At 62.1% G+C, this 25,443-nt stretch carries 18 protein-coding genes; 5 read left to right on the top strand and 13 right to left on the bottom strand.

The features are described 5' to 3' along the window. Window positions 1-318 precede the first annotated feature (318 nt). A complete protein-coding gene (locus NG898_RS20460) occupies window positions 319-1,350 on the top strand; it encodes a GlxA family transcriptional regulator (RefSeq protein WP_092976939.1) in 1,032 nt (343 codons plus the stop codon). A gap of 88 nt (window positions 1,351-1,438) precedes the next feature. On the opposite strand, the gene fdhA is transcribed toward NG898_RS20460, so the two are convergent. Continuing rightward, complete coding sequence (fdhA, locus tag NG898_RS20455; RefSeq protein ID WP_252694136.1) at window positions 1,439-2,635, bottom strand: formaldehyde dehydrogenase, glutathione-independent; 1,197 nt, start codon at window positions 2,633-2,635, stop codon at window positions 1,439-1,441. Between the two features lie 281 nt (window positions 2,636-2,916). Here fdhA and NG898_RS20450 point away from each other — a divergent pair, with 281 nt between their 5' ends. Next, window positions 2,917-4,347: an MFS transporter gene (locus tag NG898_RS20450; RefSeq protein WP_252694135.1), complete on the top strand. Its 1,431-nt coding sequence runs from the start codon at window positions 2,917-2,919 to the stop codon at window positions 4,345-4,347. A gap of 59 nt (window positions 4,348-4,406) precedes the next feature. Here the strand turns inward: NG898_RS20450 and NG898_RS20445 are convergent, their stop codons facing one another. The 7 genes from NG898_RS20445 to NG898_RS20415 all read right to left on the bottom strand — a co-directional run bounded on the left by NG898_RS20445 (window position 4,407) and on the right by NG898_RS20415 (window position 12,867). Beyond that, window positions 4,407-5,567 (bottom strand): porin, encoded by a 1,161-nt coding sequence (locus NG898_RS20445; RefSeq protein ID WP_289813070.1) that lies wholly within the window; start codon window positions 5,565-5,567, stop codon window positions 4,407-4,409. 155 nt (window positions 5,568-5,722) lie between these two features. Then, on the bottom strand, window positions 5,723-6,169 hold the full coding sequence (locus NG898_RS20440) for a dihydroneopterin aldolase (protein WP_252694134.1): 447 nt from the start codon (window positions 6,167-6,169) through the stop codon (window positions 5,723-5,725). Next, the gene (locus NG898_RS20435; RefSeq protein WP_252694132.1) at window positions 6,166-6,798 is read right to left on the bottom strand and encodes a sarcosine oxidase subunit gamma; all 633 of its coding nucleotides are present in this window, start codon (window positions 6,796-6,798) and stop codon (window positions 6,166-6,168) included. The genes NG898_RS20440 and NG898_RS20435 overlap by 4 nt, the downstream gene beginning before the upstream one ends. Further along, window positions 6,788-9,874 (bottom strand): 2Fe-2S iron-sulfur cluster-binding protein, encoded by a 3,087-nt coding sequence (locus tag NG898_RS20430; protein WP_252694131.1) that lies wholly within the window; start codon window positions 9,872-9,874, stop codon window positions 6,788-6,790. The genes NG898_RS20435 and NG898_RS20430 overlap by 11 nt, the downstream gene beginning before the upstream one ends. Continuing rightward, a complete protein-coding gene (locus tag NG898_RS20425; RefSeq protein ID WP_092976919.1) occupies window positions 9,871-10,194 on the bottom strand; it encodes a sarcosine oxidase subunit delta in 324 nt (107 codons plus the stop codon). The genes NG898_RS20430 and NG898_RS20425 overlap by 4 nt, the downstream gene beginning before the upstream one ends. Window positions 10,195-10,218: 24 nt before the next feature. Further along, window positions 10,219-11,463, bottom strand: a complete 1,245-nt coding sequence (locus NG898_RS20420; protein ID WP_092976916.1) for a sarcosine oxidase subunit beta family protein — start codon at window positions 11,461-11,463, stop codon at window positions 10,219-10,221. 18 nt (window positions 11,464-11,481) lie between these two features. Beyond that, complete coding sequence (locus tag NG898_RS20415) at window positions 11,482-12,867, bottom strand: L-serine ammonia-lyase (protein ID WP_252694130.1); 1,386 nt, start codon at window positions 12,865-12,867, stop codon at window positions 11,482-11,484. 295 nt (window positions 12,868-13,162) lie between these two features. Here NG898_RS20415 and NG898_RS20410 point away from each other — a divergent pair, with 295 nt between their 5' ends. Then, entirely contained in the window at window positions 13,163-14,326 is a 1,164-nt protein-coding gene (locus tag NG898_RS20410) for a GlxA family transcriptional regulator (RefSeq protein WP_252694128.1), read from the top strand. Window positions 14,327-14,476: 150 nt separating this feature from the next. On the opposite strand, the gene NG898_RS20405 is transcribed toward NG898_RS20410, so the two are convergent. From NG898_RS20405 to NG898_RS20395, 4 genes are all read right to left on the bottom strand, one after another. Further along, the gene (locus NG898_RS20405; RefSeq protein ID WP_252694126.1) at window positions 14,477-18,712 is read right to left on the bottom strand and encodes a hypothetical protein; all 4,236 of its coding nucleotides are present in this window, start codon (window positions 18,710-18,712) and stop codon (window positions 14,477-14,479) included. Between the two features lie 144 nt (window positions 18,713-18,856). Next, window positions 18,857-19,123 (bottom strand): LysR family transcriptional regulator, encoded by a 267-nt coding sequence (locus NG898_RS26255; RefSeq protein WP_392397901.1) that lies wholly within the window; start codon window positions 19,121-19,123, stop codon window positions 18,857-18,859. A gap of 48 nt (window positions 19,124-19,171) precedes the next feature. Next, a complete protein-coding gene (gene cuyB, locus NG898_RS20400) occupies window positions 19,172-20,662 on the bottom strand; it encodes a cysteate racemase (protein ID WP_252694125.1) in 1,491 nt (496 codons plus the stop codon). A gap of 16 nt (window positions 20,663-20,678) precedes the next feature. Further along, window positions 20,679-21,956, bottom strand: a complete 1,278-nt coding sequence (locus NG898_RS20395) for a dicarboxylate/amino acid:cation symporter (protein WP_252694124.1) — start codon at window positions 21,954-21,956, stop codon at window positions 20,679-20,681. Window positions 21,957-22,390: 434 nt separating this feature from the next. Here NG898_RS20395 and NG898_RS20390 point away from each other — a divergent pair, with 434 nt between their 5' ends. Then, window positions 22,391-23,305, top strand: coding sequence for an amino acid ABC transporter substrate-binding protein (locus NG898_RS20390; protein ID WP_252694123.1), 915 nt, complete (start codon window positions 22,391-22,393; stop codon window positions 23,303-23,305). 153 nt (window positions 23,306-23,458) lie between these two features. Further along, a complete protein-coding gene (locus NG898_RS20385) occupies window positions 23,459-25,264 on the top strand; it encodes a methyl-accepting chemotaxis protein (protein ID WP_252694121.1) in 1,806 nt (601 codons plus the stop codon). On the opposite strand, the gene NG898_RS20380 is transcribed toward NG898_RS20385, so the two are convergent. Further along, entirely contained in the window at window positions 25,253-25,438 is a 186-nt protein-coding gene (locus NG898_RS20380; protein ID WP_252694120.1) for a hypothetical protein, read from the bottom strand. The genes NG898_RS20385 and NG898_RS20380 overlap by 12 nt on opposite strands. Between the last annotated feature and the right edge of the window lie 5 nt (window positions 25,439-25,443).

The raw sequence follows: 25,443 nt of genomic DNA, 5'->3' as shown, positions 1-25,443 counted from the left end.
CGTTCTTTTCCTTTTCCGCCATTCGCGTCCGTTTTGCACAAATCCGGAAACGGGGGGCTGCTCGGAGGCGCCTCGCTCCCACGCATGCTGCTTTGCAATACGCGTGCGCACTGCAGCGGTGCAGCCCGCGTCATGCGAGTGCGCCGGATCACGCATTCGGAGCGGCGCGCCGTGGTCACCCGCCTCCACACTCCGGATGAGTAGGGTTTCGCCGTATGGCCCGGTTGTTGCATTCCCACTATCAATAGCGAATAGAGCCTGAATCGATGATCGGGATAACCCGGCACGAACGGCCAACGGAAATGAAGGAACGCCCCCATGTCGTCCGACCGAACTGCGTCACTGCAGCATTTCGCGTTCATGCCGCTGCCCAACTTCACGATGATCGCGTTCACAAACGCCATCGAAGTGCTGCGCATGGCGAACTATCTCAGTGGCCAAGAGCTGTACCACTGGTCCATTGTCAGTCCGGAGGGGGGCCCCGTCATGGCCAGCAACGGATTGGTGATCGACACCCAGCCCATGACGTCCATCGATCGGCCGGACATCGTCTTCGTCTGCGGCGGTATCGATGTTCAACGCGCTACGACCACCGAGCACCTCTCCACGCTGCGCCGCGCCGCACGTGAGGGCATCGTCCTGGGAAGCCTGTGTACCGGCACGTATGCGCTTGCGCGGTCGGGGCTGCTTGCCGGCTATGCGTGCGCGATCCATTGGGAGAACATGTCGGCGCTCAAAGAGGAGTTTCCAGAGACGCGCTTCCTCAAGGAACTCTTTGTGATCGACCGGGACCGCGTCACATGCACCGGTGGCGTGGCGCCGCTCGACATGATGCTGAACCTGATTGCCAAACGCGTGGGTACAGCGCGTGTCACGCAGATTGCCGAGCAGTTCATCGTCGAGCACGTGCGGGATACGGGCGCGCAGCAGAAAATGCCGCTCGTGGCGCGGCTCGGCTCGGCCAATAAATCGCTGTTCGAAGTCATCTCGCTCATGGAGAACAACATCGAGGAGCCACTCTCGCGCGAAGAGCTGGCGCGCCTGGCAAGCATGTCGCAACGCCAGCTGCAACGGCTGTTTCGCGACCATCTCGGGATGACCCCGACACACTACTACCTCACACTGCGTCTGCGCCGCGCGCGTGAACTCCTGCTGCAGACGGACATGTCGATCATGCATATCACGATGGCGTGCGGCTTTCAGTCGGCCTGCCATTTCAGCAAGAGCTACCGCGACGCGTTTGGCGTTGCACCTACGCGCGAGCGCAGGGCTCAAGCGGCTCCACTGGCCCGACCCACCACGCCCATTGGAGCGTCTGCGTTTTCCTCGTCCCCGATGTACGCCGCTTAAGGCAGGGGCGGCCAAAACCAGAGCACTCTCGCGCCAGAAAAAAAAGGCGGCCCACAAGTGGCCGCCTTTTTTCTTTGCCCAGAATCGATCACGCAGCCGCAAGCAGCCCATGGGGGTCAATGACAAATTTGCGCGGCGCACCGCCATCAAATTGCTTGTAGCCTTCGGGCGCCTGGTCCAGTGAGATAACCGACACGTTGACGATCTCTGCGATCGGCAGACGGTTGTGCAGAATCGCCTGCATCAAGTTGCGGTTGTACTTGAGCACAGGCGTCTGGCCGGTATGGAAGGAGTGTGACTTCGCCCACCCAAGACCGAAGCGGATGCTCAGGCCCCCATGCTTGGCAGCCACATCCTTCGCACCCGGATCATCGGTGACGTACAGGCCTGGAATTCCGATCGCACCGGCGGGCCGCGTAATTTCCATCAATGAATTCAGCACCGCTGCCGGCGCTTCCTCCGTGTGGCCAGAGCCGTGACCGTGCGCTTCGAAGCCAACGCAATCGACTGCGCAGTCGACTTCGGGCGTACCGAGAATCTCTGCAATCTGCTCGCCAAGCGTCGCGTCCTTCGACAGGTCGACCACTTCAAAGCCCATTGCCTTCGCGTGGGCAAGGCGTGCCGGATTCATATCGCCAACGATGGTGCATGCTGCGCCAAGCAGACGCGCCGACGCAGCAGCAGCCATACCGACGGGGCCCGCACCGGCGATATAGACCGTCGAGCCCGGCTTCACCCCCGCCGTGACGGCACCGTGGTAGCCAGTCGGCAAGATGTCCGACAGGCACGTGAGATCGCGGATCTTCGCCATGGCCTGGTCGCGATCAGGAAACTTCAGCAGGTTGAAATCCGCATATGGCACGAGCACGTATTCGGCTTGGCCGCCGATCCATCCGCCCATGTCGACGTAGCCGTACGCTCCACCTGCACGTGCCGGATTGACGCTGAGGCAGACGCCGGTGTGTTGCTCCTTGCACATTGCGCAACGCCCGCATGCCACGTTGAACGGTACCGATACGAGGTCGCCAATCTGCAATGTCTCGACGTCGCGGCCGATTTCGACCACCTCGCCGGTGATCTCATGACCGAGCACGAGCCCCACGGGAGCCGTTGTGCGGCCGCGCACCATGTGCTGATCCGATCCGCAGATATTCGTGCTCACGACCTTGAGGATCACCCCGTGACCAATCGCGCGACCACTCGGGTCGACCATCTTCGGATAGTCGATGTTCTGCACCTCGACCTTGCCCGGGCCAAGATATACGACACCTCGGTTGTTGCTCATCGCCTTGTCTCCATGTCCTGTTGATTCGTGGCTGCCTCGCTGACCCGTGCGACCAGCGCGGTAGCGTCTTCGAGAGTAGCGGCGCGGACCCGGGTATCGATGTGCAAAACACGACGCGTGCTTGGCTCACGCCGACATCGCAACGCAATGCCACAGCTGCCATGGCGGATTTGCGCAGGCTGGCGACGTTTTCCTGCCAGAGCGGTCATGGATAACCGCGTCTACTGAAGATCCGGGCCCTCCAACAACCTCCAACAGGGCTCGTTCTTTATGAGGACGCCATGCCAACCACTTTCCCCGTATTTCCACAGGCGAACGCCGCAGCGCGGCTCGAACGCCTGCCGTTCTCCGGCTATCACAAGCGGATCTTCATCATCATCGCGATTGCATTCTTCTTTGATTCCGTCGATCTGGCCACGATGACCTTCGTGCTCGGCTCCATCAAAAAGGAGTTCGGGCTATCGACCGCCACGGCGGGCCTGGTCGCCAGCTCAAGCTTCTTTGGGATGGTGATCGGCGCGGCGGTTGCCGGGCTGCTGGCAGATCGATTCGGGCGCCGGCCGGTGTTCCAGTGGAGCATGGTGTTGTGGGGCGTCGCGTCATATCTGTGCTCGACCGCGCAGAGCGTTGAGGCGTTGATCGCTTGGCGCGTGCTGCTGGGCATCGGCATGGGCATGGAGTTTCCCGTGGCGCAGACGCTGCTCTCCGAGTTCGTGCCCGCAGCAAACCGCGGGCGCCTGATCGCGCTGATGGACGGCTTCTGGCCGCTGGGGTTCATCACCGCGGGCATCGTGTCGTACTTCGTGCTGCCGCAGTTCGGTTGGCGGGCCGTGTTTGCGCTGCTCGCGGTTCCGGCCGTCTTCGTGCTGATCGTGCGCCGCGCGGTGCCGGAGTCGCCGCGCTGGCTGGAACACGTGGGCCGCAACGCGCAAGCCGACACGGTCATGCGTGGCATCGAAGCCAAGGTGATGCGCTCGATGAACATCACCACGCTGCCCCCGATCGTTCAGCGTCCCGCGGCTCAGCCGGTGCGCCAGCACAGCTCATTGCGAGAAATCTGGAGCGCCGCATACCGCCGCCGCACGACGATGGTCTGGCTCTTGTGGTTCTTCGCGCTCCTGGGCTTCTACGGTTTGACGTCGTGGCTGGGTGCGTTACTGCAGCAGGCGGGTTTTGCGGTCACGCAATCGGTGTACTACACGGTGCTGATCTCCCTGGGCGGTGTGCCCGGGTTTCTATGTGCCGCCTGGTTGGTTGAACGCTGGGGACGTAAGCCGACCTGCATTGCGTCGCTGCTGGGTGGTGGTGCCATGGCCTATCTGTACGGCCAAAGCGCGCTGTACGGTAACAGCGTCACGCTGCTCGTCTGCACTGGCCTGGCCATGCAGTTCTTCCTGTTCGGCATGTGGGCAGTGCTGTACACCTACACGCCCGAACAATACGGAACGGGCGCGCGTGCAACGGGCTCCGGCTTCGCATCGGCCATCGGCCGGGTCGGCTCCTTGATCGGACCTTACGCGGTCGGGGTTGTGCTGCCCGTGTTCGGCCAAGCCGGGGTGTTTACGCTGGGCGCGCTGTCGTTTGCAGCTGCGGCGCTGGCGGTGTGGGCACTTGGTATCGAGACCCGTGGCGTGGCGCTGGAAACCTTGGCCTCAGAGGGAACAGCTGCTGAAACTGCAACGTACTCCACCGCGGCAGACAACATCTCATAAATAAAAACCCGGCCCCTGCGTCATACGCAAGGGCCGGGCGACCTGCCTGCTGCGCGGTATCAGAACTTGTGGCGAAGCGCGATGCGGGCCTGGAATTGATTTGCCGTGGACGAGGCGTTTGCTGCCCCAGGCAGATCCGCCAGATCCAGTGCCGTCCCGGTCTTGCCGCCGGCAACACGCGCATAAGCAGCCTGGAAGTAGATGTCCGTGCGCTTGGAGAAGTTGTAGTCGGCCATCACCCCGAAGGCATGCACCTTCGGCTTGGCATCGCCGGACGAGGCATGGAAGTTCTCCAAGGTGAGCGTATACAGCGCACCGGCATAGAACGCGGGCGTGAACTGGTATTTGAAGTTCGCCTCGATGTTCTGGAAGCGCAGCGAACTCAACGTCCCGCTCGCCGGCAGGATCGACCCGGAAATGTACTCGGTCGATTGCGGCTGGCTCAGATTCGAATTGGAATAGGCCAAGCCCGCCGTCGCTGCGCCAAACGTGTAGTTGATACCGGCACCGAAGATGCGCAGACGGTTGGCGAGGAAGTTCTGATCGCCGCCGTTGTTGATGGCACCGCCTGCCGTGGATGACGGGTTGTCAGCCTGCAGGTACGCGGCCGCCAGCAGCAACCCGCCGTTTGTGTATTGCATCCCGGCGCTGTACTGGCGATTCTTCGCGAAGCTCGTATCGTCGCTAAAGCTGTAGGTGCCACCAAACTGGAACCCGGACAGGACCGGGCTCGTGTATTTCACGGTGTTGTTGACGCGGAACGAATAGATGAAGTTGTCGTTGTCGTACGGGTGGCCGAACATGGTGCCACCCCAGTTCCCGGCGGCCGTGGTGGGCGACAGATAGTCGATCACCGAGTCATACTGCCGCCCAAGCGTGACGGTGCCGAACCGATTGTCGGAGAGCCCAACGTATGCCTGGCGCCCGAAGAGCAATCCGCCTTGCCCGGCTCGGCCGGTATCCACGTTGAACCCGCCTTCAAGCTGGAACAGTGCCTTGGTGCCACCACCAAGATCCTCGGAACCCTTCAGCCCCCAGCGGCTGCCTTGCGCAAAGCCGCTGGCCATTTCAACCAGATTCTTTCCACCAACATTGTTGGTGTAGTTGATGCCTTCGTCGATCACGCCGTAGAGCGTCACGCTGCTTTGTGCGAAGACCGGCGCGGAAAACATCAATGCAATACCGGAACCCAGCGCTGAGCCCAGTGCGATTTTTTTCATTGGATTTCCTCCTCGTATTGTGGAATCGCGCCGCAGCCATGCCCATCAGCAAAGACAGCAGCGGCTGTTTACGAGAGTAGTCTCCGGGGCGGGAACGCTTGATGCTAAACGCGACATGGGCTTGAACGCCGCCGCCATCTGCACCACGCAGGGGATCAGACGGCCCGTCCGCCGCGCCGCAGATAGTCGGCGCGTGTCCATTCGAGCGCCACGCCAACGCGTTGCGTACCCGGCCGGATCTTCGGCTTATGCACTGCAAGGGTCAGCGTACCGAGCGCCGGCCACTCACGGAAAGAGAGGTCGGCAAGCTCGGCCGCTAGCGTCTCTAGAAGCCGTGTGTGCGGCTTGCTCGAGAGGTACGCCGTTACGCGTGCGCAGTAGCTTTCGTAGTTGATCCAGTCGCTCTCTTCGCTCGGCTCGCAACCGTAGCCAAGACGCGCGTCGATCACGACAGGCTGCGGGGCCTCGTGTTCGTGTGGATGAATCCCGATCCTGACGGGCACGGTCAATGCATCGACAAACACGCTCCAGCCCCGGCCAGGCAGGAGCGGTACATCGACCGCGGCAAGCGATTCGCTAAAGGCGGTGTCGATGGGCTTCATGACGTCAATGGCGCGGCCGCGTCGAGCATGATGCGCACGAAGTAGTCGGCAAAACTACGCCGGACGACGATCTCATACACATCATTGCCGGTCGGAACCAGCACGATCGACGCCTTGAAGTAATGCGACTGTGCACACTGCCCGGGCTTGAATACGCGCGGATGCAGGTCGAGCGGGCAACCGCGGGCCAGGACATCCCGCACGCACAGGCCGCTGATCTCGACCACGGTGTAGCCGCTGCCGACATCCACGGCCGCAGCGTACGAGCCCCGCACGGCCTCGGCCAGCTTTGCCTCCAGCACCCCCGCCTGTACCGGCCCGATCGAGCGCACAAGCCATTCGTCGGGGCCAAGCCATAGCACGTCGTACTCCGTGCTGCGCGCCACCGTATTGGGGTCGGCCGGGGGCCGGCAACCCACCACCCCCTGGAACGCGGCAACGAACGCCGGATCGTTCAGATCGCCGCGCACGTTGACCAGATCGAGAAAGGGCCGCTCGCGGAACGCAAACTTTTCGGGTGCACGGTTTTGGCGGGTCTTCAGCAGGTCGGCCGCGCCAATAAACGGCGATTCAAGTCGTGCGCTCGCCATGTTGCTCATCTGCGCTTCAGTTCTGGATTCATTCCACATGTTGGCGCACCCCTTCCGTATCGTAGAAAACCGGGCTGGAAACCTTCGCGGTGACGCGCTTGCCATTGGCCAGCGGAATCACCACGCTTTCGCCCATCTTGTTCAGGCCACCCTTGACCACCGCCAGCGCAATCGAACGGTTCAGGATCGGGCTGTAGTAGCTCGAAGTCACGTGGCCGATCATCGGTGTCGGTTCCAGCGCAGACACCTGCGTGCCGTTGGCGACAATCTGCGCCCCTTCGGGCAGCACAAACTGAGCGTCGTCGGTCAGCAGGCCGACAAACTGCTTGCGGCCCTCCTTGGCGGTATCGGCGCGCGCAAGCGACCGCTTGCCGAGGCAGTCCTTCGTCTTGGCGACCATACCGCCCATGCCCAAGTCGTACGGCGTGATGGATCCATCCGTGTCCTGGCCGACGATGATGTAGCCCTTCTCGGCGCGCAGCACGTGCATGGTTTCGGTGCCGTATGGCGTGATGTCGAACTCGGCACCCGCCGCCATCAGTGCTTCCCACACAGCGCGGCCCGCATTGGCCGGCACGTTCACTTCGTAGGCCAGTTCGCCCGAGAAGCTGATCCGCATCACGCGCGCCCGGGCGCCCGCCACGGTGCCGTTCCGGTAGCTCATGAACGGGAATGCCTCGTTGCCGAAGTCGATGTCCTGGCAGACCTTTTGCACCACCTTGCGGCTGTTCGGGCCAACCACCGCGAACGTCGCCCAGTGATCGGTGACGGACGCGAGCCGCACCCGCATGTCGGGCCATTCCGTTTGAAGCCAGCGCTCAAGCCAGGTGAGTACGCGAGCCGCGCCACCGGTGGTGGTGGTCATCATGAAATGCTGATCGGCCAGGCGTACGGTCACACCGTCGTCGAACACCATGCCGTTCTCGTCGAGCATCAACCCATAGCGGCACTTCCCCACTTCGAGCTTGCCCCACGGGTTGGTGTACATCCAGTTGAGAAGCTTCACAGCATCCGGCCCCTGGATGTCGATCTTGCCAAGGGTGGACGCATCCAGAATGCCAACGCTGTTGCGCACCGCGAGGCATTCCCGCTTGACAGCCGCGTGCAGGTCTTCGCCCTTCTTCGGGAAGTACCAGGGGCGCTTCCAGTTGCCGACGTCTTCAAACAGCGCACCGTGCTCGGTATGCCATTCGTGAATGCAGGTCTTGCGGACGGGGTCGAGAAAGTTACCCAACTCGCGCCCGGCGAACGTGCCAAACGACACCGGTGTGTAGTTGGGCCGGAACGTGGTCGTGCCGGTTTCCGGGATCGTCTTACCCAGCGCCTGCGCGAGAATCGCCATCCCGTTGATGTTGCCGAGCTTGCCCTGATCGGTGCCGAAGCCCATGGCTGTATAGCGTTTGACGTGCTCGACCGATTCGAAGCCCTCGCGCGCGGCAAGCAGGATGTCGGTCACCGCAACGTCGTTCTGGAAATCGACGAACTGCTTCGGCCCACGTGTTGCAGAGTTGGTATCCCCGATGAGCCACAGTGGTTGGAGCGGGCTCTCCTTCACGTCGGTCACCTTGGGTGCAACAGGGCGCTGCGCAGCCGTGAACCCGGCAATCTTTGCCGCCTCGGCGCCTGCGTCCACGGCAAGCTTCAGGGCCTCTGCAAGCGTGAACTTTCCAGCCGCAGCGCCCACGCTCACTTCGGCTTGCATGGGCTTGCCGGGTACGAAACACGCCTTCCCATCGTCCCACTGCGCCTTTCCGCCCGATTGGGCGAAGAGGTGCAATACAGGACTGAAGCCACCCGACGTCGCGACAATATCGCAGGGCAGCGTTTTGATCTTCTCGCCGACTTTGCCGCCGTTGTAAGCCGCCACGTCGGCCGCCGACACGCGCATCTGCGCCGGGGCAGCCATGACAACGCCACCGCTCGTGTTTGAGTACGAGACAACATCGACCGACGATACGCGCCACTTGCCGGAGGCCGTGGTGACGACAGCGCCGTTCATCACAACCACGCCTTGCCGTTTCGCTGCGGCCGGCAGTGCCCCCTCCGAAGATGCTCGCGAATCCACCACCGTGACCTTCGCGCCGCACGCCTTCAGATCCAGCGCGGTTTGATATGCGCGATCGTTGTTTGTGAACACAACGGCTTCCCGACCGGGCAACACACCATAGCGATGGATGTATGAGGAAACAGCCCCGGCGATCATCACGCCTGGAAGATCGTTGTTACCGAACACGAGCGGACGCTCGTGCGTGCCGGTCGCCAGGATGACGCGCTTGGCGCGAACCTTCCACAGCAGCTCGCGCGTGCCCTTGCGCATCGAAATCGGCAGGTGATCGGTCAGGCGCTGCGTCACCGTCAGGAGATTGTGGTCCTGATACCCGAACGCCGTGCTGCGTTTCAGGATGGTCACATCGGGCAGTTTGCGCAGCTCGGCCTCGATCTTCTCCACCCATTGCAGAGCGGGCTTGCCGTCGATCTCTGCGCGACACGAGAGCAGGCTCCCGCCCAGCTCGCGCTGATCGTCCACGAGCATTACGCGCGCGCCGGCCGTGGCCGCTGCATATGCAGCAGCCAGGCCGCTTGGGCCGCCGCCCACCACCAGCACGTCGCAATGCGCATAGCACTTGTCATAGCGATCGGCATCGCGCATATCAGGCGCCTTACCCAGACCAGCCGCCCCGCGAATCTTCTCTTCGTACTTCGGCCACATCTTGCGCGGCCACATGAACGTCTTGTAGTAGAACCCGGCCGGCAGAAAGCGCGAAAACTTCTGATTGATCGCATAGCGGTCGTTTTCCAGCGAGGGCTCCGCGTTGACGCTGCTGGCAATGAGTCCTTGATACAGCTCGACCTCCGTCGCGCGCGCGTTCGGCACGCTGTAGGGGCCGGACTCAAGCTGCACCACTGCGTTCGGCTCTTCCACGCCTGCGGTCATGATCCCGCGCGGGCGGTGGTACTTGAAGCTGCGCGCCACAAAATGCACGCCATTCGCCAGCAGCGCCGACGCGAGCGTGTCGCCCTGGAACCCCTGATACGTACGGCCGTTGAACGTGAATGTCAGCGGAATCGCACGGTTGATACGGCCCCCCGTACCGAGACGGTCTTTCTGGCTCATTTGCTCGCCCCTTCTTGCTTTGCGTTGACATCGGGTTGACTGCCAGCCTGGCCAGGCTGGGCACCCACAAATTTTTCGTAGCCCTTGATGTCGTATGAGACGGTATCGCGAGCGACCTTGAACCAGCGGCGGCAGCCCTGGGTGTGCAGCCATTGTTCGCGCGCAACGCCACGCGGGTTCTCACGCATGAACAGGTAGTCGCCCCATTCGCGGTCAGTCAAATTTTCGGGTTCGAGTGGACGTGCGATATCAGCCTCGCCCCCGCACGAGAACTCGGATTCGGCGCGCGGCCCGCACCACGGACATTCGATCAGCAGCATGGTTTTTTCTCGTCGTGATGGCAATCAATGGGCGACGGCGGCAGCGCCATGCTCGTCGATCAGGTGGCCCGTGTAAAAGCGATCGAGCGCAAACGGAGCGTTCAATGGGTGCGGCTCATCGCGCGCGATGGTGTGTGCGAATACCCAGCCTGAACCCGGTGTCGCCTTGAAGCCGCCCGTGCCCCACCCGCAGTTGAAGTACAGGCCCTTCACATCGGTCTTGCCGATGATTGGGCAGGCGTCAGGGGACACATCGACAATGCCGCCCCACTGACGGTTCATGCGCACGCGCGAGAACACCGGGAACATCTCGACAATGGCCTGCAACGTACTCTCGATGACATGGAAGCTGCCACGCTGCCCAAAGCCGGTGTATTGGTCGATACCGGCGCCGATCACGAGATCGCCCTTGTCGGACTGGCTGATGTAGGCATGCACGGCATTCGACATCACGACCGTATTGACCACCGGCTTGATCGGCTCCGACACCAGCGCCTGCAGCGGATGGCTCTCCAGCGGCAGGCGGATGCCGGCCATGTCGGCCAGCGTGGTCGTGTTACCAGCGGCAACCACGGCCACCTTTTTGGCCTTGATAAAGCCCTTCACGGTCTCCACGCCAACCACCGCACCGCCTTCACGCCGAATGCCCGTCACCTGGCAGTTCTGGATGATGTCGATGCCGGCCCGATCTGCGCCACGCGCAAAACCCCACGCCACCGCGTCATGCCGCGCGACACCGCCACGGCGCTGGAACGAGGCACCCAGCACCGGGTAGCGCGCGTTCAGATTGATCGTCGGCTCGATTTCCTTGATCTGGGCGGGTGTCAGAAACTCGGCGTCAACGCCGTTGAGCCGGTTTGCATTGACGCGACGCTCGGTATCGCGCACGTCCTGCAGCGTGTGGGCGAGGTTCATCACGCCTCGCTGGCTGAACATCACGTTGTAGTTCAGGTCTTGCGACAGCCCTTCCCACAGCTTCATCGCCTTTTCATAGAGCGCGGCCGATTCGTCCCACAGGTAGTTCGAGCGCACGATGGTCGTGTTGCGGGCTGTGTTGCCGCCACCGATCCAGCCTTTTTCCAGCACCGCGACATTGGTAATACCGTGCTCCTTGGCTAGGTAGTAGGCAGTGGCAAGACCATGTCCACCGCCGCCGACGATCACAACGTCGTACTCGCGCTTCGGTTCCGGACTCTTCCACTGCCGCTCCCAGTTCTCGTGATACGAGAGGCCATTTCGGAACAGGCTGAATATCGAGTAGCGGCTCATTTTGAATAGACCTCTTCGTTAGCATTCGATAACGTTCACAGCCAAACCGCCGCGCGACGTTTCTTTGTATTTCGTTTTCATATCGGCACCGGTCTCACGCATCGTCTTGATGACGGAGTCGAGTGACACGTAATGCTGGCCGTCGCCCTTGAGCGCCATGCGAGAGGCGTTGAGAGCCTTGATCGCGCCCATCGCATTACGCTCGATACACGGGATCTGCACCAACCCTCCGACCGGGTCACAGGTCATACCGAGGTTGTGTTCCATGCCGATTTCGGCAGCGTTCTCAACCTGATCGCGTGTACCGCCCATCACCGCAGCAAGCGCGGCCGCCGCCATCGAGCAGGCCACGCCCACCTCGCCCTGGCAGCCGACTTCTGCGCCGGAGATCGACGCGGTCTCTTTGTAGATGATTCCGATCGCCGCAGCGGTCAGCAGGAATTCGACGATGCCGTTGTCGTTCGAGCCCGGCACGAACTTCACGTAGTAGTGGAGGACGGCGGGGATGACGCCGGCGGCGCCATTGGTCGGCGCGGTGACGACGCGCCCGCCCGCTGCGTTCTCCTCGTTGACGGCCATCGCGTACAGGTTGACCCAGTCGAGCATCGAGAGCGGGTCGCGCAGCGACTCTTCCGATCGCGAGCGCAGACGTGTATTCAGCTCAGCCGCACGGCGCTTCACGCGCATCGGGCCGGGAAGCTCGCCTTTGGCCCCGCAACCGCGCTCCACGCACGCTGCCATCGTGCGCCAGATGGTCAGCAGGCCGGCACGAACCTCGTCAGGAGAGCGCAACGTGCATTCATTGCGGAACATCAGTTCAGCAATTGACAGACCGTGCAGGCGGCACTGCCGCATCAGGTCGTCGCCAGTGCGGAATGGATATGGCATCTCGGCCGTCGCACGCACACCGTTCACGCGATCGCCATCGCGGTTCACGACAAAGCCGCCGCCGACCGAGTAATACTCCTTCTCGACCAGCAGCTGGCCGTTGTCGTCGAACGCCTGAAAGCGCATGCCGTTCGGGTGCACGATGCTGGTGCCGCTCATCAACTTTCGATAGAAGCCGATGTGCTCTTTCTCGTCGAAACGGATGGCGTGCCTGCCAAGCAGCGACAGCGACTTGGCCGCCCGGATTGCGGCAAGGCGCGACTCGATCAGGTCAGGGTCAATCAGGTCCGGCAGGTTGCCCTCCAACCCCAGCAGCACGGCCTTGTCGGTGCCGTGACCCTTGCCGGTCGCACCAAGCGACCCGTACAGTTCCACCCGCACGTGCTTGACGAACGCCAGCAGGTTGGTGTCTTCAATATGCGAGGCGAAGCGGCACGCGGCAATCATGGGCCCGACCGTATGCGAGCTTGACGGCCCGATGCCGATCTTGAATAAATCGAAGACGCTGACGTTCATCTGGTCGCCTTTGCGGGTAGTCGCGTTGAATGACGTTGGACGTCAGTACAGCAAAGGTCGAAGTGGATCGATAGAACAAAAACGGCATTGGCATGGGATGCCGCCGCCAACTGCATCCGGCATGTCGGCAGCGGGCGCTTTGACGATGATTTGTGGCGGAAATCGACAAGTCCGCGTGCGGCAAATGAGCGACGCTGAGCCCATTGAAGCTTCACAACGCTGCTTCCTCCTGCGGTTGTGGTGTGCGCTGCACCAACGACCGCCGTGCCGGGAGTCGCCAACTTGACTTGCGGTGATGAACTCTGACGTGCAGGCTTCGCCCCTCTCCGAACCGGCACCCAAACGCATCCGGTTTGGCATCGTGCTGCTGCCGAACTTCACGCTGACCGCGTTCTCAGGGTTCGTCGACATGCTGCGCCTGTCCGCAGATGACGGCGACTACAGCAAACCAGTGCGTTGCGCGTGGAGTGTGATCGGGGAAACGCTTTCCCCCGTGCGGGCGAGTTGCGGGATCCAGGTCACGCCGTGGGAAACCTTCGACGAGGCCGAGCCTTTCGACTACATCGTCGTCGTGGGAGGGCTGCTGCACTCAGGACCGCAGGCCAGTCAGAAAACGCTGGAGTTCATCCAGCATGCGGCCGGCTCCGGCGCAACACTCGTCGGTATCTGCACCGGCGTGTTTTCGCTGATGCGCGCGGGCGTGCTCGACGGACATCGCACGTGCGTAAGCTGGTTCCATTACTGGGATTTCATCGACCGATTTCCATCGGCCGACCCGAATCTTCTGATTGCGGACCGGCTATTCGTGATCGACAGACGGCGGATCACATGTTCCGGTGGACGGGCGTCGATCGACGTCGCCGCGGCAATCCTGCTGCGCCACTTCGATCACGCGACCGTGCAAAAGGCCCTGCGGATACTGCTTGTGGGCGAAATGCAAAAGGGCAATGCGCCACAGCCGCAACCGACAGGCCTCGAACCCGCAACACATCCAAAGGTCAAGCGCGCCATCCTTCTGATGGAACAGCACATTGGCCGCGCATTGCCATTGGAGGAACTCGCCCGCAAGCTTGACCTGTCAGCTCGGCAGCTTGAACGACTGTTCAAAGCCGAAACAGGCAAGAGCCCGCAGACATTTGCCAAGCAGATCAGGCTACGCACAGCCGCCTGGCTACTGACAAGTTCAGACCGCGGGGTTGCAGACATCGCGTTCAGTTGCGGCTTCGCTGACGCCTCGCATCTGGGCCGCGAGTTCCGTAAGCAGTTCGGTATGCCGCCGGCAGCCTACCGAGACAAGGGCGCAAATCCAGACGACCCCGCGCGCCATGATGGCGACGTTGCTGCAACGCCGGAGTCGGAGGGCGATCTGATCTCGCTGGCGCAACATGTCATGCCAGGCCCGTCTCCCGCTGCCAGTGCGCTATTGCTCGCCACCCATCGAGTCCCGGAGATGCGCTAGCCCTGGGGCGTATTTACGCTGCGGGCAGACAAAAACTCTGTACCAAGGATCGCCCGTTACCGCGGCCGCCTGGCGGCACGACGGCCTGTGGACGCCTCGAACCAGAGCGCGGGGTGACTGGCTGCTCCGTCACGCACGGGCCCTCGGACGCTACCTGTTGCCGCTGGATTTATCGCTGGACTGAGCAGGTGTGGCGGGCTTCGGCTGGGCCTTGCGCTGCCCAAACAGCTTGCTGGACAGGGTGCCGGACTTTTTGGGAGCGGAAGCAATGCCTGCCTTCGCGTCCATTTGCTGTTTCAGACGCCCCAGATGCGCGCGCGTGTCGTCGGGCCGCGAACGCGGCGGAGACATCGCCAACATGTCGGCAAGCGAAGGGGATCGCTGCCCGCGCGGCGGGACGGAAACCGGCTCGCGGTCGGACTCTTCGTGCGCCGGTTCGATTTCGGAACGCGCGCCTTGCACGCTCTGATACAGCGGGATGTCAGATGACCCTTGGCGCTGCAGCGGGCGAGTCGATAGCGGCACGCGGGGCGGGTCTTGTGTTGCCGCTGAATGTGGCGGCGTGTTCTGACCTTCTTTCAACTGCGCTTCGTACTCTTTCAGCAGCTTGGCGTCGATCGTATCGAACACGATCTGCCGCTCAACCTTGAGCCCGGTGTTCTGCGTCAACCGCAAACCCGCGTTGACGTTGAACCCGTCGGCCTCGCTGTATTTTTCGTAAGCACGCAAGCCGATCGGCATCCAGGAATTGGGGGCGTTGATGGTCTTCGTGTAGGACGCAGCGAGCTGCTCGTGCAGCTTGGTCTCGCTTTGCGGCGTCACCAGCGAAAGCTGCTGCAGATCGTTGAGCGTTTTCGCAGCATCCGCGGTGAGGGCGCGCCGCACAAAGAACGCGTTGTATGGGCTGTCCAGCAGACGCGCAGTATCGAGATTGTCGTTGACGGCCTTGAGCCCCTTCGCCAGGCCGCCATCCGGATCGTTCCGGTGGGGATAGGCGAAGAACTTCACCCACTCCTGCTTGGTCGCTTCGACATACCGCGCGTAGTCGTGGAAGCTGTCGAATTCGAAATCGGCCACCGACTTTGTCGGCAGCACATTGTCCCGATCGATCGCCAGGCGCAGCTTTACGTTTGTGCCGCGCTCTTTGACCACCGCGCCACCCCCAAACAGATCGGCCGACGTATTGCCGATCGTGCCCGTCACTGCCGACGTAGTGAGCCCAAGGTTGATCTTGTGTCGGCTGAGCTTCTGCTCGCGCAGGTTGGCAATCCGGTACGTGCCGGTCGCGTCGAGCTGCTTGAATGTCGATAGCCATTGCTTCTCGAACGAGTAGCCGAGGCTGGTGCCGAGCGCACCTGTCTCCTGCCTGCTCGCGCGGTGTTGGCTGGGATTCAGCAGCTTGCTGACGGATATGCCGATTCCCGCCGACATCTCGCTGCGATGCGCGCGCGTCTTCTGGTTGATCCAGCTGATCGAAAGATCGTGCTCGGCGTAGAACTCGCTGGCAAAGGCGTGGAAAAGCGCATCGGCATCGGGCATGCCTGCGGGCGAGCGGCGCCGGGCATCCGCGGCCGAGAACATGAAGTCGGTAACGCGCGAGAACAGCGCGCGGACTTCCGCATCTTTAGCCGCCGTCCGGCGCGGGATGCGGACCATGATGCCAGTGGCGTCCGTGCGCTCGTGCTCGTACGGATTCACATCAACGTTGGCGCCAGTGCGGCAGCATTTGAACAGCTTGGCGCCAAAGAAACAGCCCGCGCCGATGCGCCCACGGTGGCGCTTTTCGGTGCCGATGAACAACTCGGCGGCGTGCACGGGGTACGACATGGAGACCGCCGCTTCGCGCCCTTTCTCATAACGTAGATCGACACGGGCATTGCCGGCCACCGGCACGCCCAGCAGCCGCTTCTTGGCGTTGACGAGCGCCTTGGTAATGCCCTTGGTACTGAACCCGCCGGTGGTGCCGCGACTGAACCGCACCGTGTTGCCACCCGGAATCGTCTTCAGGTAATCCACCAGCATGGCACGCACGCTCTGCTGCGATCGGTCAGGCGGGGCCAGCGGCGGCGCTGTGGCAATTTTCCGGGCGGCTTCCATTGCCTTTTGGAAAGGCTCGGCCCGTTCGACATTGAGGAAGTTTGCAAGCGCATGCAGGTCTTCAAAGCCAAGACGGACATTGCCGAGATGCTGCCTGACGCCTGCAATCGCCTGCTCAAGAGCCTCCGGAGAGCCCGATGTCACCTTGTGTGCAGCGTCTTCCGTGAACTTGCGAATACGCTGCTCAACGTCTTCCGGCAATGCTGCGGGCGAGAGTTCGCGGCCCAGCACGAGTTGATGCCCCTGGCGGGCGGCCTTGTGCTCGGGCATCCAGTCTTCAAGCGCGACGCGCAGGGCGATCCACTGGCAATGGGTGTCGCTCAACGCATTGGGGCGATGGGAAGCCCCTTCTCCGGCTTCAGTCGCTGCGGGCGGGGAGCTACCGCAAAGGTGCTCCATCTCAACAGCGACGGCCTGCACCACCTCGTCGACCGCCGGTTTCGCGAGCTCAGCTATCAACGCTTTCTGCTCGTTCGCCAACACCGCGCGATCGCCCTGCGCCATGCCATTGCGCGCGGCGGAGAGCGGCGATTTGTGGTTGCTTGGCAATGTCGCGCGCCGGTCGTCGTCCATCCGATCGACCCACGCAAGTGACTTGAATAAGCGAGCCTTGAACTGGCTCAATTCGGAACCCGGTGCATCGTCAGTGAAGCCGTTGCGCCACGCGACCAGATCACTCTTTTCAGCGGCGCTCAAGGTTGCCGGACCGACACCGTGGATGAGCTTTGCGCTTGCATCGCTCACGCGCTGGGCGAAGTTCGTCGCGCTCGACACGGCCTCGTGTGGAGCGAGCCGCGCTGCAATCAGCGCCTCCGGGGTCGGCTGGGCCTTCAGTGCCGTGGCAATCGCGGCGCCGGCCTGCAGATGGACACGCAGATTGCCTTGATCAGTTGCGTCAAGATTACGGTTGCCCGTGGCCGCGAGCATGGCCTCGAAATTGCCTGTGGTCGCGGCATGCTGTAAAGCGCCCCACGCAACTGCCCGCCCCGATTCGGCATGCTTGAGCTGCTGGTCGTGTGCGTGCAGATGCGCCGGCGTCGAGACAACCGCAATCATCGCCTCCTGCGCCTCGCGTATTTTCTCGACGGTATGGGCGGAAACCTCAGCCGCACCCTTTTGCGCGTGCGCAGCCGGTTGCGATCCGATTTCATCGGCCACCGCTTCGAGCGTGGCCAGGCATGCGGCGGCCGCCTCGGCGTTGCGCGCATCAAACTGCCCGTGGCTGTCGCGCACACCCGGCCAATCGGCGAGGGCCTGCGGCGCATGTCGTGCCGCCCCGCGCATGGCGATGGGGAAATCGCGCACCGTCTGGATGAAGGCCTGGAGCGCCTTGACATCGATTGCGTGGGATGGTGCCGACGACGACTCACCGCCCGAACCGGCGCCCGTGGTGCACCGGTTTGCCATCAAGGCCTCGCGCGTCTGCTCCAGCGCGCCACGCAGGGCAAGGATATGAGAGTCGCGCGATGTCTCGGAATGCGTTTTCGCGTTACCGATTTCGGCACCCAAGTCCGCATGCTTCAGATAAGAAAAGACGTCGCCAATGAGCGTTGTGGCGTTGCCCGGATCGAGACGCTCCTTGGCCGACACGAGCGCCAGCGATACCGCCATGGCAACGGCTGGCGAATGTACCGCGGCCATCTCCCGGACTCCCGCAACGAATGTCTCAGGTTCGCTGCTGACTTTCGCAGCCAGCGCTTGCCCTTGCGTCGACTCCCAGTAGGCAATGACATCATCGACGTGTTGCAGCGCCTGCGCCGGTTGCGGCTGACCGCCGTGGAGACTGGCGCTGGCATTGGTGATCGCTGAAATCTGGGTGCGCAGCCCCGTCATTGCCTGATTGAGCGCCTGCTCCGTTCTGCGTGCCGAACCAGAAGGACTACCGGGTTGCGGCGCGTCACCGCGCGCGGCGGCCATCCGCGCCGCAGATTGCTTGACGTGCGCGAAATCACGCAACGTGGTCGGTCTGCCGGCCCGCGAGTGCGCGCTAAACGGCGTGTTCCAGTCGAGTCGGCTCGCGCCGTCCTTCGTTACGCAGCTGAATGTGCTTTTGACTTGCGCACGCAATGCCTTGCCCACCCGCTTCACTACACCGACGTTGGTCTGCGGTGTGCCCGGCAGTGCAGGCGGCGCCGGGGGTGCCTTCTTCAAGCCGGCAAGTTCGCCACGCTGGCGAGACGCCTGTCTGGCAGGCGTGGATGGCGTATTCGTCTCGCCGGTCACCGCCTGTGACGACGAAGGTGTAGAGACAGAGGCACCGGACGAGATGCGGGGCAGTTTGAATGGCATGGGTCAGCAGAGCGCATTGAACCAGGTTGGAACGCGTTCAAGTCTGCTTGCCCCACAGTGAGGCTGGCGTACACCATCCGAATGCGTGGCATCCAAAGCGAAGCTTGTCGGGCCACCGAGGTTGGACGAGCAACCCAGCGGTATTCAGTCTCCGTTTGAATGCTTCGATCTGAAATCACGCTGTACCACTGACAGCATCGTCAGGATGCATCGGGCATGTATGCACAGTTCATGACCAGCCGCTGTCATCTGGATTGGCTGCACGTCACGATTCACCAACGGAACGCTCGCCCACTTCTCCAACGACTGTATTTGCCTGGACAGGGCCGGTTGTGAAAGACAGCGCTTGCGTGCGGCGTGGGAAAAGCTTCGTGTTCCCTCAAGCGCAATAAGTGCCTCCAGCCATTTCATTTGCATCGTCGAAACAAACTGCGCCAGTGATGATCAGGGAATGGGGTCTCAAGCAGAAACGGAAACGCATTCCGACGGCGTCTCACTGGCCAAAGCCAGCTTCTCGGGCTGGGCCAGGCCCACACAATGTCGCGCCAGCACGGCGGTGGGATCCACCAGCACAACGGATTTGCCGTTGGCCAGCGCAAACGCCGTCGTTTCTCCGTAGATGAGCGGCAGCTCGGTGCAGCCCAGGATGATCACCTTGGCACCGGACAGTGCCAGATGCTCGATTGCCGCACGCAGAGAATCACGGCAAGCCCCATCGACGTAACCTGCTTTTACGCCTTGCTCTCCGTAGATCGCGGATGTGACTTGCTGCTGGAACGCCTCTGTAGGCGTCATCAGCGTAATGCCGGCTGCCTGGGCTGCGTCGTGGTAGACCCGGCTTGCGATCGTCCCGGCGGTTGCCAGCAGTCCCACGGGCCGAACGGTGCCGTACTGTGCGCGTATGAACGCAATCGTCTCCGTGAGCATATTCACGATAGGGATCGCCAGGTAAGGCTGAATGTCCTGGACGAACGCGTGTGCCGTATTGCATGGGATAGCGATTGCGCTGGCGCCCTCAGATTCGAGCCGCTTGCACGTCGCGTAGAGGCTGACTGTCGGGTCAGCCTCCTGATGCAGCAAGTGTGCGGTGCGGTCTGGAATCTGAGGGTTCTGCTCCACGACCATCTTGATGTGGTCTTGGTCTCGGCTCGCTGGCGTGCTGCGTACAACTTTGTCCATGAAATCAACCGTGGCTGCCGGGCCGACACCGCCGACGATACCCAGCTTGAATACACGGCGTGGCCCCGATGCAGTGAATGACACCGCGTGCTCGGCATAGATGGCGTTGCCGTCGAGCACTGGGTAGCCGCGGCGCTGCAGCACCTGGCAAACCAGCGACAGCTCAGTCACCCCCGGAAGGATCCACTCCACGCCCTGTCGCTGCAGGCTTTCGCACGCATGCGCCAGGTGCTCGACGGCGTGACCTTCCAGCTTGCCTGCCTTGACACCGTCCTCGCCGTAGATGGCGTTCATGACGAAGGCTTGGTCGAGGCCGCCGGGATAGACGATGTCGTAGCGATCTGCAAAGTACCGCTCGAACAAGCCGGATCGCCGCACAAAATCCGACGCGACCACACCCAGCACGGCGCCTTTGGTGGCGATGCGGTCCACGTGCCGCCGCAACGCCGCCATCATGTCGACAATGGGTACAGTCAGCTCGCTCTGCAGTTCCTCTCGAAAGGTGTGGCTGGCGAAGCATGGCAGCAGGATGGAGTTCACTTCTCGCTGCGCAAGCGACTGGCACATCTGGAACACATACAGCTTGCGTGCCGTCATGCTGCACGTCACATTCAGCGGTGCACGTACATCCCGAAATGGATGCTGCTCGAATAGGAAGTGGAAGGCATCCTGCTCCGCCAGCACGGGCTCGCTACGTACCAGTTTGAAGAACAGATCGGCGCCGGCCAGCGACCCGAGCCCACCAATCACGCCGAATGTGTGCTGTTTCATGGTTGTCCCCCAACCGTCACACCGAAGGCGTGGCCGAGGTTGCGCCGCTGGTCTCCAGCTCGCTCGGCTGCTCCGCCTGTTCGTACTTCGCCACCACGGCAGTGGCCAGGCTATTGCCGATCACGTTGGTGGCCGTACGGCCCATGTCGAAGAACTGGTCGATGCCGATGATCAGCAGCAGACCCGCTTCGGGCAGGTGGAACATCGGCAGCGTGGCCGCCACCACCACCAGCGAGGCACGCGCCACGCCGGCCATGCCCTTGCTCGTGAGCATCAGCACCAACAGCAGCGTCAGTTGCTGGGTGAAACTCATCTGAATATTGTAGGCCTGCGCGATGAACAGCACCGCAAACGCCTGATACATCATCGAGCCATCCAGGTTGAACGAATACCCCAGCGGCAGCACGAAGCTGGAGATACGCTTGGGCACGCCAAAACGGTCCAGCGCCTCGATCGTCTTCGGATAGGCGGATTCGCTGCTTGCCGTGGCAAACGCCAGCATCGTCGGCTCGCGAATCAGCCCCAACAAGCGGCCCAGCGAGCGGCCCAGCAGCACATAGCCGACGAAGAAAAAGATGGCCCAAAGCAGCGCCAGGCCCAGATAGAACTCGCCGATCAGCTTGCCGTACGTGACGAGCACGCCCACGCCTTCCACCGTGATGGCGGCGGCCATGGCAGCAAACACGCCCAGCGGCGCAAAGCGCATCACGTAATCGGTAATGCGGAACATCAGCTTGGTCAGCTCTTCCAGGCCACGGCCGATCACGCTGTCCATCGGGTTCTTCATGGTCGACAGCGCAGCGCCGAAGAACAGCGAGAACACCAGGATCTGCAGGATCTCGTTGGTGGCCATGGCCTCCACGATGCTGCGCGGGAACACGTGCGTGATGAAGGCCTTGAGCGTGAAGTCGCCGGTCTTCAAGGCTGCCGTGGCAGTAGCTTCTGGCAGCGGCAGGTTCATGTACACGCCCGGCTGGAAGAAGTTGACGAGCAGCATGCCCAGCGCCAGCGACGTGGCCGATGCACACACGAACCACAGCATTGCACGCAGACCCACGCGTCCGACCGACCGGCCGCCGCTCATGCTTGCCAGGCCCGTCACCAGCGTCGAGAACACCAGCGGCGCGATGATCATTTTGATCATGCGCAGGAAGATGTCGGTGATGATGCCGAAGTACGAAGCGATATCCTTGGCCGCCGCAGCGTCCTTGGCGTATTCGTGGCAGCCCCACCCGACGGCAACGCCTAGCAGCATTGCCAGACTGATATGGGTGGTCAAGCGTTTGGTATTCATGTTTCCCCCTTTTTGTGTACGGCCGGTCGCTCCGGCTCAGTGCGCTGTCTCTGTGGCTTTCTTCTCGTAAGTCGCCATCCCGATGCTGCCCATGTTAGGCAAACAGGGCCTACTGGTTATGAGGATATGGACTGGGCCCATGCGCATTCGGAATACTTTTCGCGCTGATGCGATCCATCATCTAGGGCATGCAGGAGGCGATATCGGATGGTTGCTCAGCCGGCCACGACCCTAATGAGCAACGCTCGAAAAAATGTAGCTGAGCTAGGCAATCCGGAGCGGGACAGAAAACAGATGACGTCCGTCTAAGGGCGCTCAGAGCACAATTTTCGGCACCCAAAACACATCATGCCGAAGTTGCGCTGTCGCATTCGTCGGAGTCTTGCTGGCGACATGGCAAAGGCAACCGACTCTTTTGGGGGAGGAAACTAGCTATGCCACTGTTGTTCTCACGGGCGCGACCAATCGCAGCGCCAATCGTCGTTTTGCTGTCTATCTTTGCGCCGGGCCTCGCTCTGGCCTCTTCCACGCCGGTCCTTGACCGCATCCGCGATACGGGCACCATCCGCCTCGCATACCGCGAGAGCTCCGTGCCGTTCTCGTTCTACGACACCGACAAAAAGCCCGTCGGCTATGCCATGGACCTCTGTCTGCGCGTGGTCGACAAACTGCGCATCGACCTCAAGCGGCCGGACCTGAAGGTGCAGTACGTGATGGTGACGCCCTCCTCTCGCATCCCGACCATTGCCGAGGGCAAGGCCGACCTCGAATGCGGCTCGACCACCAACACACGTGAACGACGGGAGAAAGTGGCGTTCACCATCCCGCATTACATCGCGGGCAGCCGGATGATCGTGAAAACATCGTCGGGCATCCTGAAGTGGGACGATCTGCGCGGCAAGACTGCGGTGTCCACCAAAGGCACCACTAACATCACCGAACTGCGCAAGGTGAACGATGCACGCGTGCTGGGCATGAAGATTCTCGAAGCGAAAGACCATGCCGAAGCCTTTGCCATGGTTGAGAGCGGCAAGGCCGATGCCTTTGCAATGGACGACGTGCTGCTTTACGGGTTCCGCGCCAACGCCAGGAGCCCGGGCGAGTACGCCGTCGTCGGAGACATGCTGACGGTCGAGCCCTACGCAATCATGCTCAGCAAAGACGACGCTGAGTTCAAGCACCTGGTTGATCGCGCGATGACCAACATCATCCTCGACTACGACGCCGAGAAGCTCTACAGAAAGTGGTTCCTGCAACCGATTCCGCCCAACGGGGTGAGGCTGGACATCCCGATGAACTTCCTGCTGCGCGACTCGTTCAAGTATCCAAGCGACAAGACCGCCGATTGAGTGCTGAATCGAACACTTCCCATGGCCCCCCTTTGGTGCCACCGATGCATTCTTTGCATAGCGCTAAAGCCGGAGGGGCCTTGGATCGATTAGCGTGTAACCAGCCGGGCCTCTCTGCCGGCGGCACCTCACCGATACTTCAAGAGGCTGTTCATGTTTGCTTCCATTCGAACGAAGATTCAACTGGCGTGTGTGACCATCGTGGTCTGCGCGCTGGTCCTGGCGGGCGGTCTCAACTATCTGGTCGCACAGGCTCACAATGAACAGGCTATCCAATCGAATCTGCAATCTGTCGCAAACGGACACGCAACGGGTATCGACGACTGGATTGCCAGCAAACTGCAACTGATCGTCGCGCTTCAGGATGCGGCGCTGTCAGACGATCCGGTTCCCATGTTCCAGACCGTAGCCAAGGCGGGTGGACTGATCAAGGTGTATGTCGGTTATCCCGACAAGTCGTACAAGTTCTCGAACCCCGAAGGCATTCCGCCAACGTATGACCCAACCGCGCGCCCCTGGTACAAGCAGGCCGTGGAGGCGGGCAAGCCTGTGGTGACGCCGCCGTACGTGAGCGCGAGCACGGGCAAGCTGGTGGTGACATTTGCCGTGCCCGTCATACAGGGCGGTAGTCTCAAGGGCGTGATCGGCGGTGACGTGGCGATGGACAGCGTGATCGCCAACGTGAAGGCCATTCACCCGACGCCAGCCAGCTTCGGCTTTATCGTCAACGCGGCGGGCAAGATCGTCGCGCACCCGAATGACAAGCTCACGCTCAAGCCCGCAACCGATCTGTCGGCAGGGCTGAACGAAGCCACGCTGACATCGCTGGCGCAGGCGGAGAAGCCGGTGGAAGTGTCGGTGGATGGCGCATCCAAACTGCTCTACCGCCAGGGCGTAAAAGGCACCGACTGGGGCCTGGTGGTGGCGCTGGACAAGTCTGATGCCACGGCCGGCATGCGCTCGCTGGTGATGACGTCGATCGGCGCGCTGGTGGGCGTGGCCATCGTTGCGGCACTTATCGTCGGTGCGATGACCTCGCGCGCATTCCGCCGCCTGTCGATGATCCGCGATGCCATGGACGACATTGGCTCAGGCAGCGGTGACCTCACCAAGCGTCTGCCCTCAGATGGCGAAGACGAAGTCGCACAGATCGCCCGCTCGTTCAATACGTTTGCCGACAAGCTCACCGCGGTGATGCAGCAGATCCGCCTGGGCAGCGACTCGGTGCGCTCGGCCGCGCAGGAAATTGCCGCCGGCAACGCAGACCTCTCGCAGCGCACGGAAGAGCAGGCCAGCTCGCTGGAAGAAACGGCGTCGAGCATGGAAGAGCTCACGAGCATCGTGAAGCAGAACGCCGACAACGCACGTCAGGCCAGCCAGCTTGCCGTGACGGCGTCGGACGTTGCCACGCGCGGCGGCAACGTGGTCGGCCAGGTGGTGCAGACCATGGGCGGCATCAACGAGAGCAGCAAGAAGATCGCTGACATCATCGGCGTGATCGAAAGCATCGCGTTCCAGACCAACATCCTGGCGCTGAACGCTGCGGTGGAAGCCGCGCGTGCTGGTGAGCAAGGCCGCGGCTTTGCGGTGGTGGCCAGCGAAGTGCGCAGCCTGGCGCAGCGCTCGGCGGGCGCGGCGAAGGAAATCAAGGCGCTGATTCACGACTCGGTGGACCGCGTTTCCAACGGCACGGCGCTGGTGGATCAGGCCGGTGTGACGATGGCGGAGATCGTCGATGCGGTGAAGCGCGTGACCGACATCATGGGCGAAATTTCGTCGGCGTCGGAAGAGCAGAGCAGCGGCATCGAGCAGGTCAACCAGGCCGTCAATCAGATGGACCAGGTGACGCAGCAGAACGCCGCGCTGGTGGAGCAGGCGGCGGCCGCTGCGGAGTCGCTGGAGGAACAGGCCCATAGCCTCAACGAAGCGGTAGGGATGTTCCGACTCTCACGTCAATGAGCAGCGGGTGCGGCGTACTGCATGTTGATCGGTGCGGCGTCGGTATTCGCGGTCGGGCTCGATTCCAAGTGCCGGTTCGATATGGCCAAGAAGGCTGACCGCAATTTCCCAAATTGCTTCAAACAGATTCCACCTTGCCCGGAAGGATCGCGCTTTGGCGGCGTCGTATTTCACGAATA

Origin of the sequence: Ralstonia mojiangensis, assembly GCF_023955645.1 — a bacterium.
GTDB classification, from domain to species: Bacteria; Pseudomonadota; Gammaproteobacteria; order Burkholderiales; family Burkholderiaceae; genus Ralstonia; species Ralstonia mojiangensis.
The sequence above is the reverse complement of the archived record's forward strand: the minus strand, read 5'-3'. Positions and strand labels throughout refer to the sequence as shown.

Bases quoted from the DNA above. Each gene is read 5' to 3' on its own strand.
- NG898_RS20420 (WP_092976916.1), bottom strand. From the start codon at position 11,463: ATGAGCCGCTACTCGATATTCAGCCTGTTCCGAAATGGCCTCTCGTAT.
- NG898_RS26255 (WP_392397901.1), bottom strand. From the start codon at position 19,123: ATGAAATGGCTGGAGGCACTTATTGCGCTTGAGGGAACACGAAGCTTT.
- NG898_RS20410 (WP_252694128.1), top strand. From the start codon at position 13,163: ATGAACTCTGACGTGCAGGCTTCGCCCCTCTCCGAACCGGCACCCAAA.
- cuyB (WP_252694125.1), bottom strand. From the start codon at position 20,662: ATGAAACAGCACACATTCGGCGTGATTGGTGGGCTCGGGTCGCTGGCC.
- NG898_RS20445 (WP_289813070.1), bottom strand. From the start codon at position 5,567: ATGAAAAAAATCGCACTGGGCTCAGCGCTGGGTTCCGGTATTGCATTG.
- fdhA (WP_252694136.1), bottom strand. From the start codon at position 2,635: ATGAGCAACAACCGAGGTGTCGTATATCTTGGCCCGGGCAAGGTCGAG.
- NG898_RS20450 (WP_252694135.1), top strand. From the start codon at position 2,917: ATGCCAACCACTTTCCCCGTATTTCCACAGGCGAACGCCGCAGCGCGG.
- NG898_RS20415 (WP_252694130.1), bottom strand. From the start codon at position 12,867: ATGAACGTCAGCGTCTTCGATTTATTCAAGATCGGCATCGGGCCGTCA.
- NG898_RS20405 (WP_252694126.1), bottom strand. From the start codon at position 18,712: ATGCCATTCAAACTGCCCCGCATCTCGTCCGGTGCCTCTGTCTCTACA.
- NG898_RS20460 (WP_092976939.1), top strand. From the start codon at position 319: ATGTCGTCCGACCGAACTGCGTCACTGCAGCATTTCGCGTTCATGCCG.
- NG898_RS20435 (WP_252694132.1), bottom strand. From the start codon at position 6,798: ATGTGGAATGAATCCAGAACTGAAGCGCAGATGAGCAACATGGCGAGC.
- NG898_RS20385 (WP_252694121.1), top strand. From the start codon at position 23,459: ATGTTTGCTTCCATTCGAACGAAGATTCAACTGGCGTGTGTGACCATC.
- NG898_RS20425 (WP_092976919.1), bottom strand. From the start codon at position 10,194: ATGCTGCTGATCGAATGTCCGTGGTGCGGGCCGCGCGCCGAATCCGAG.
- NG898_RS20390 (WP_252694123.1), top strand. From the start codon at position 22,391: ATGCCACTGTTGTTCTCACGGGCGCGACCAATCGCAGCGCCAATCGTC.
- NG898_RS20430 (WP_252694131.1), bottom strand. From the start codon at position 9,874: ATGAGCCAGAAAGACCGTCTCGGTACGGGGGGCCGTATCAACCGTGCG.
- NG898_RS20440 (WP_252694134.1), bottom strand. From the start codon at position 6,169: ATGAAGCCCATCGACACCGCCTTTAGCGAATCGCTTGCCGCGGTCGAT.
- NG898_RS20395 (WP_252694124.1), bottom strand. From the start codon at position 21,956: ATGAATACCAAACGCTTGACCACCCATATCAGTCTGGCAATGCTGCTA.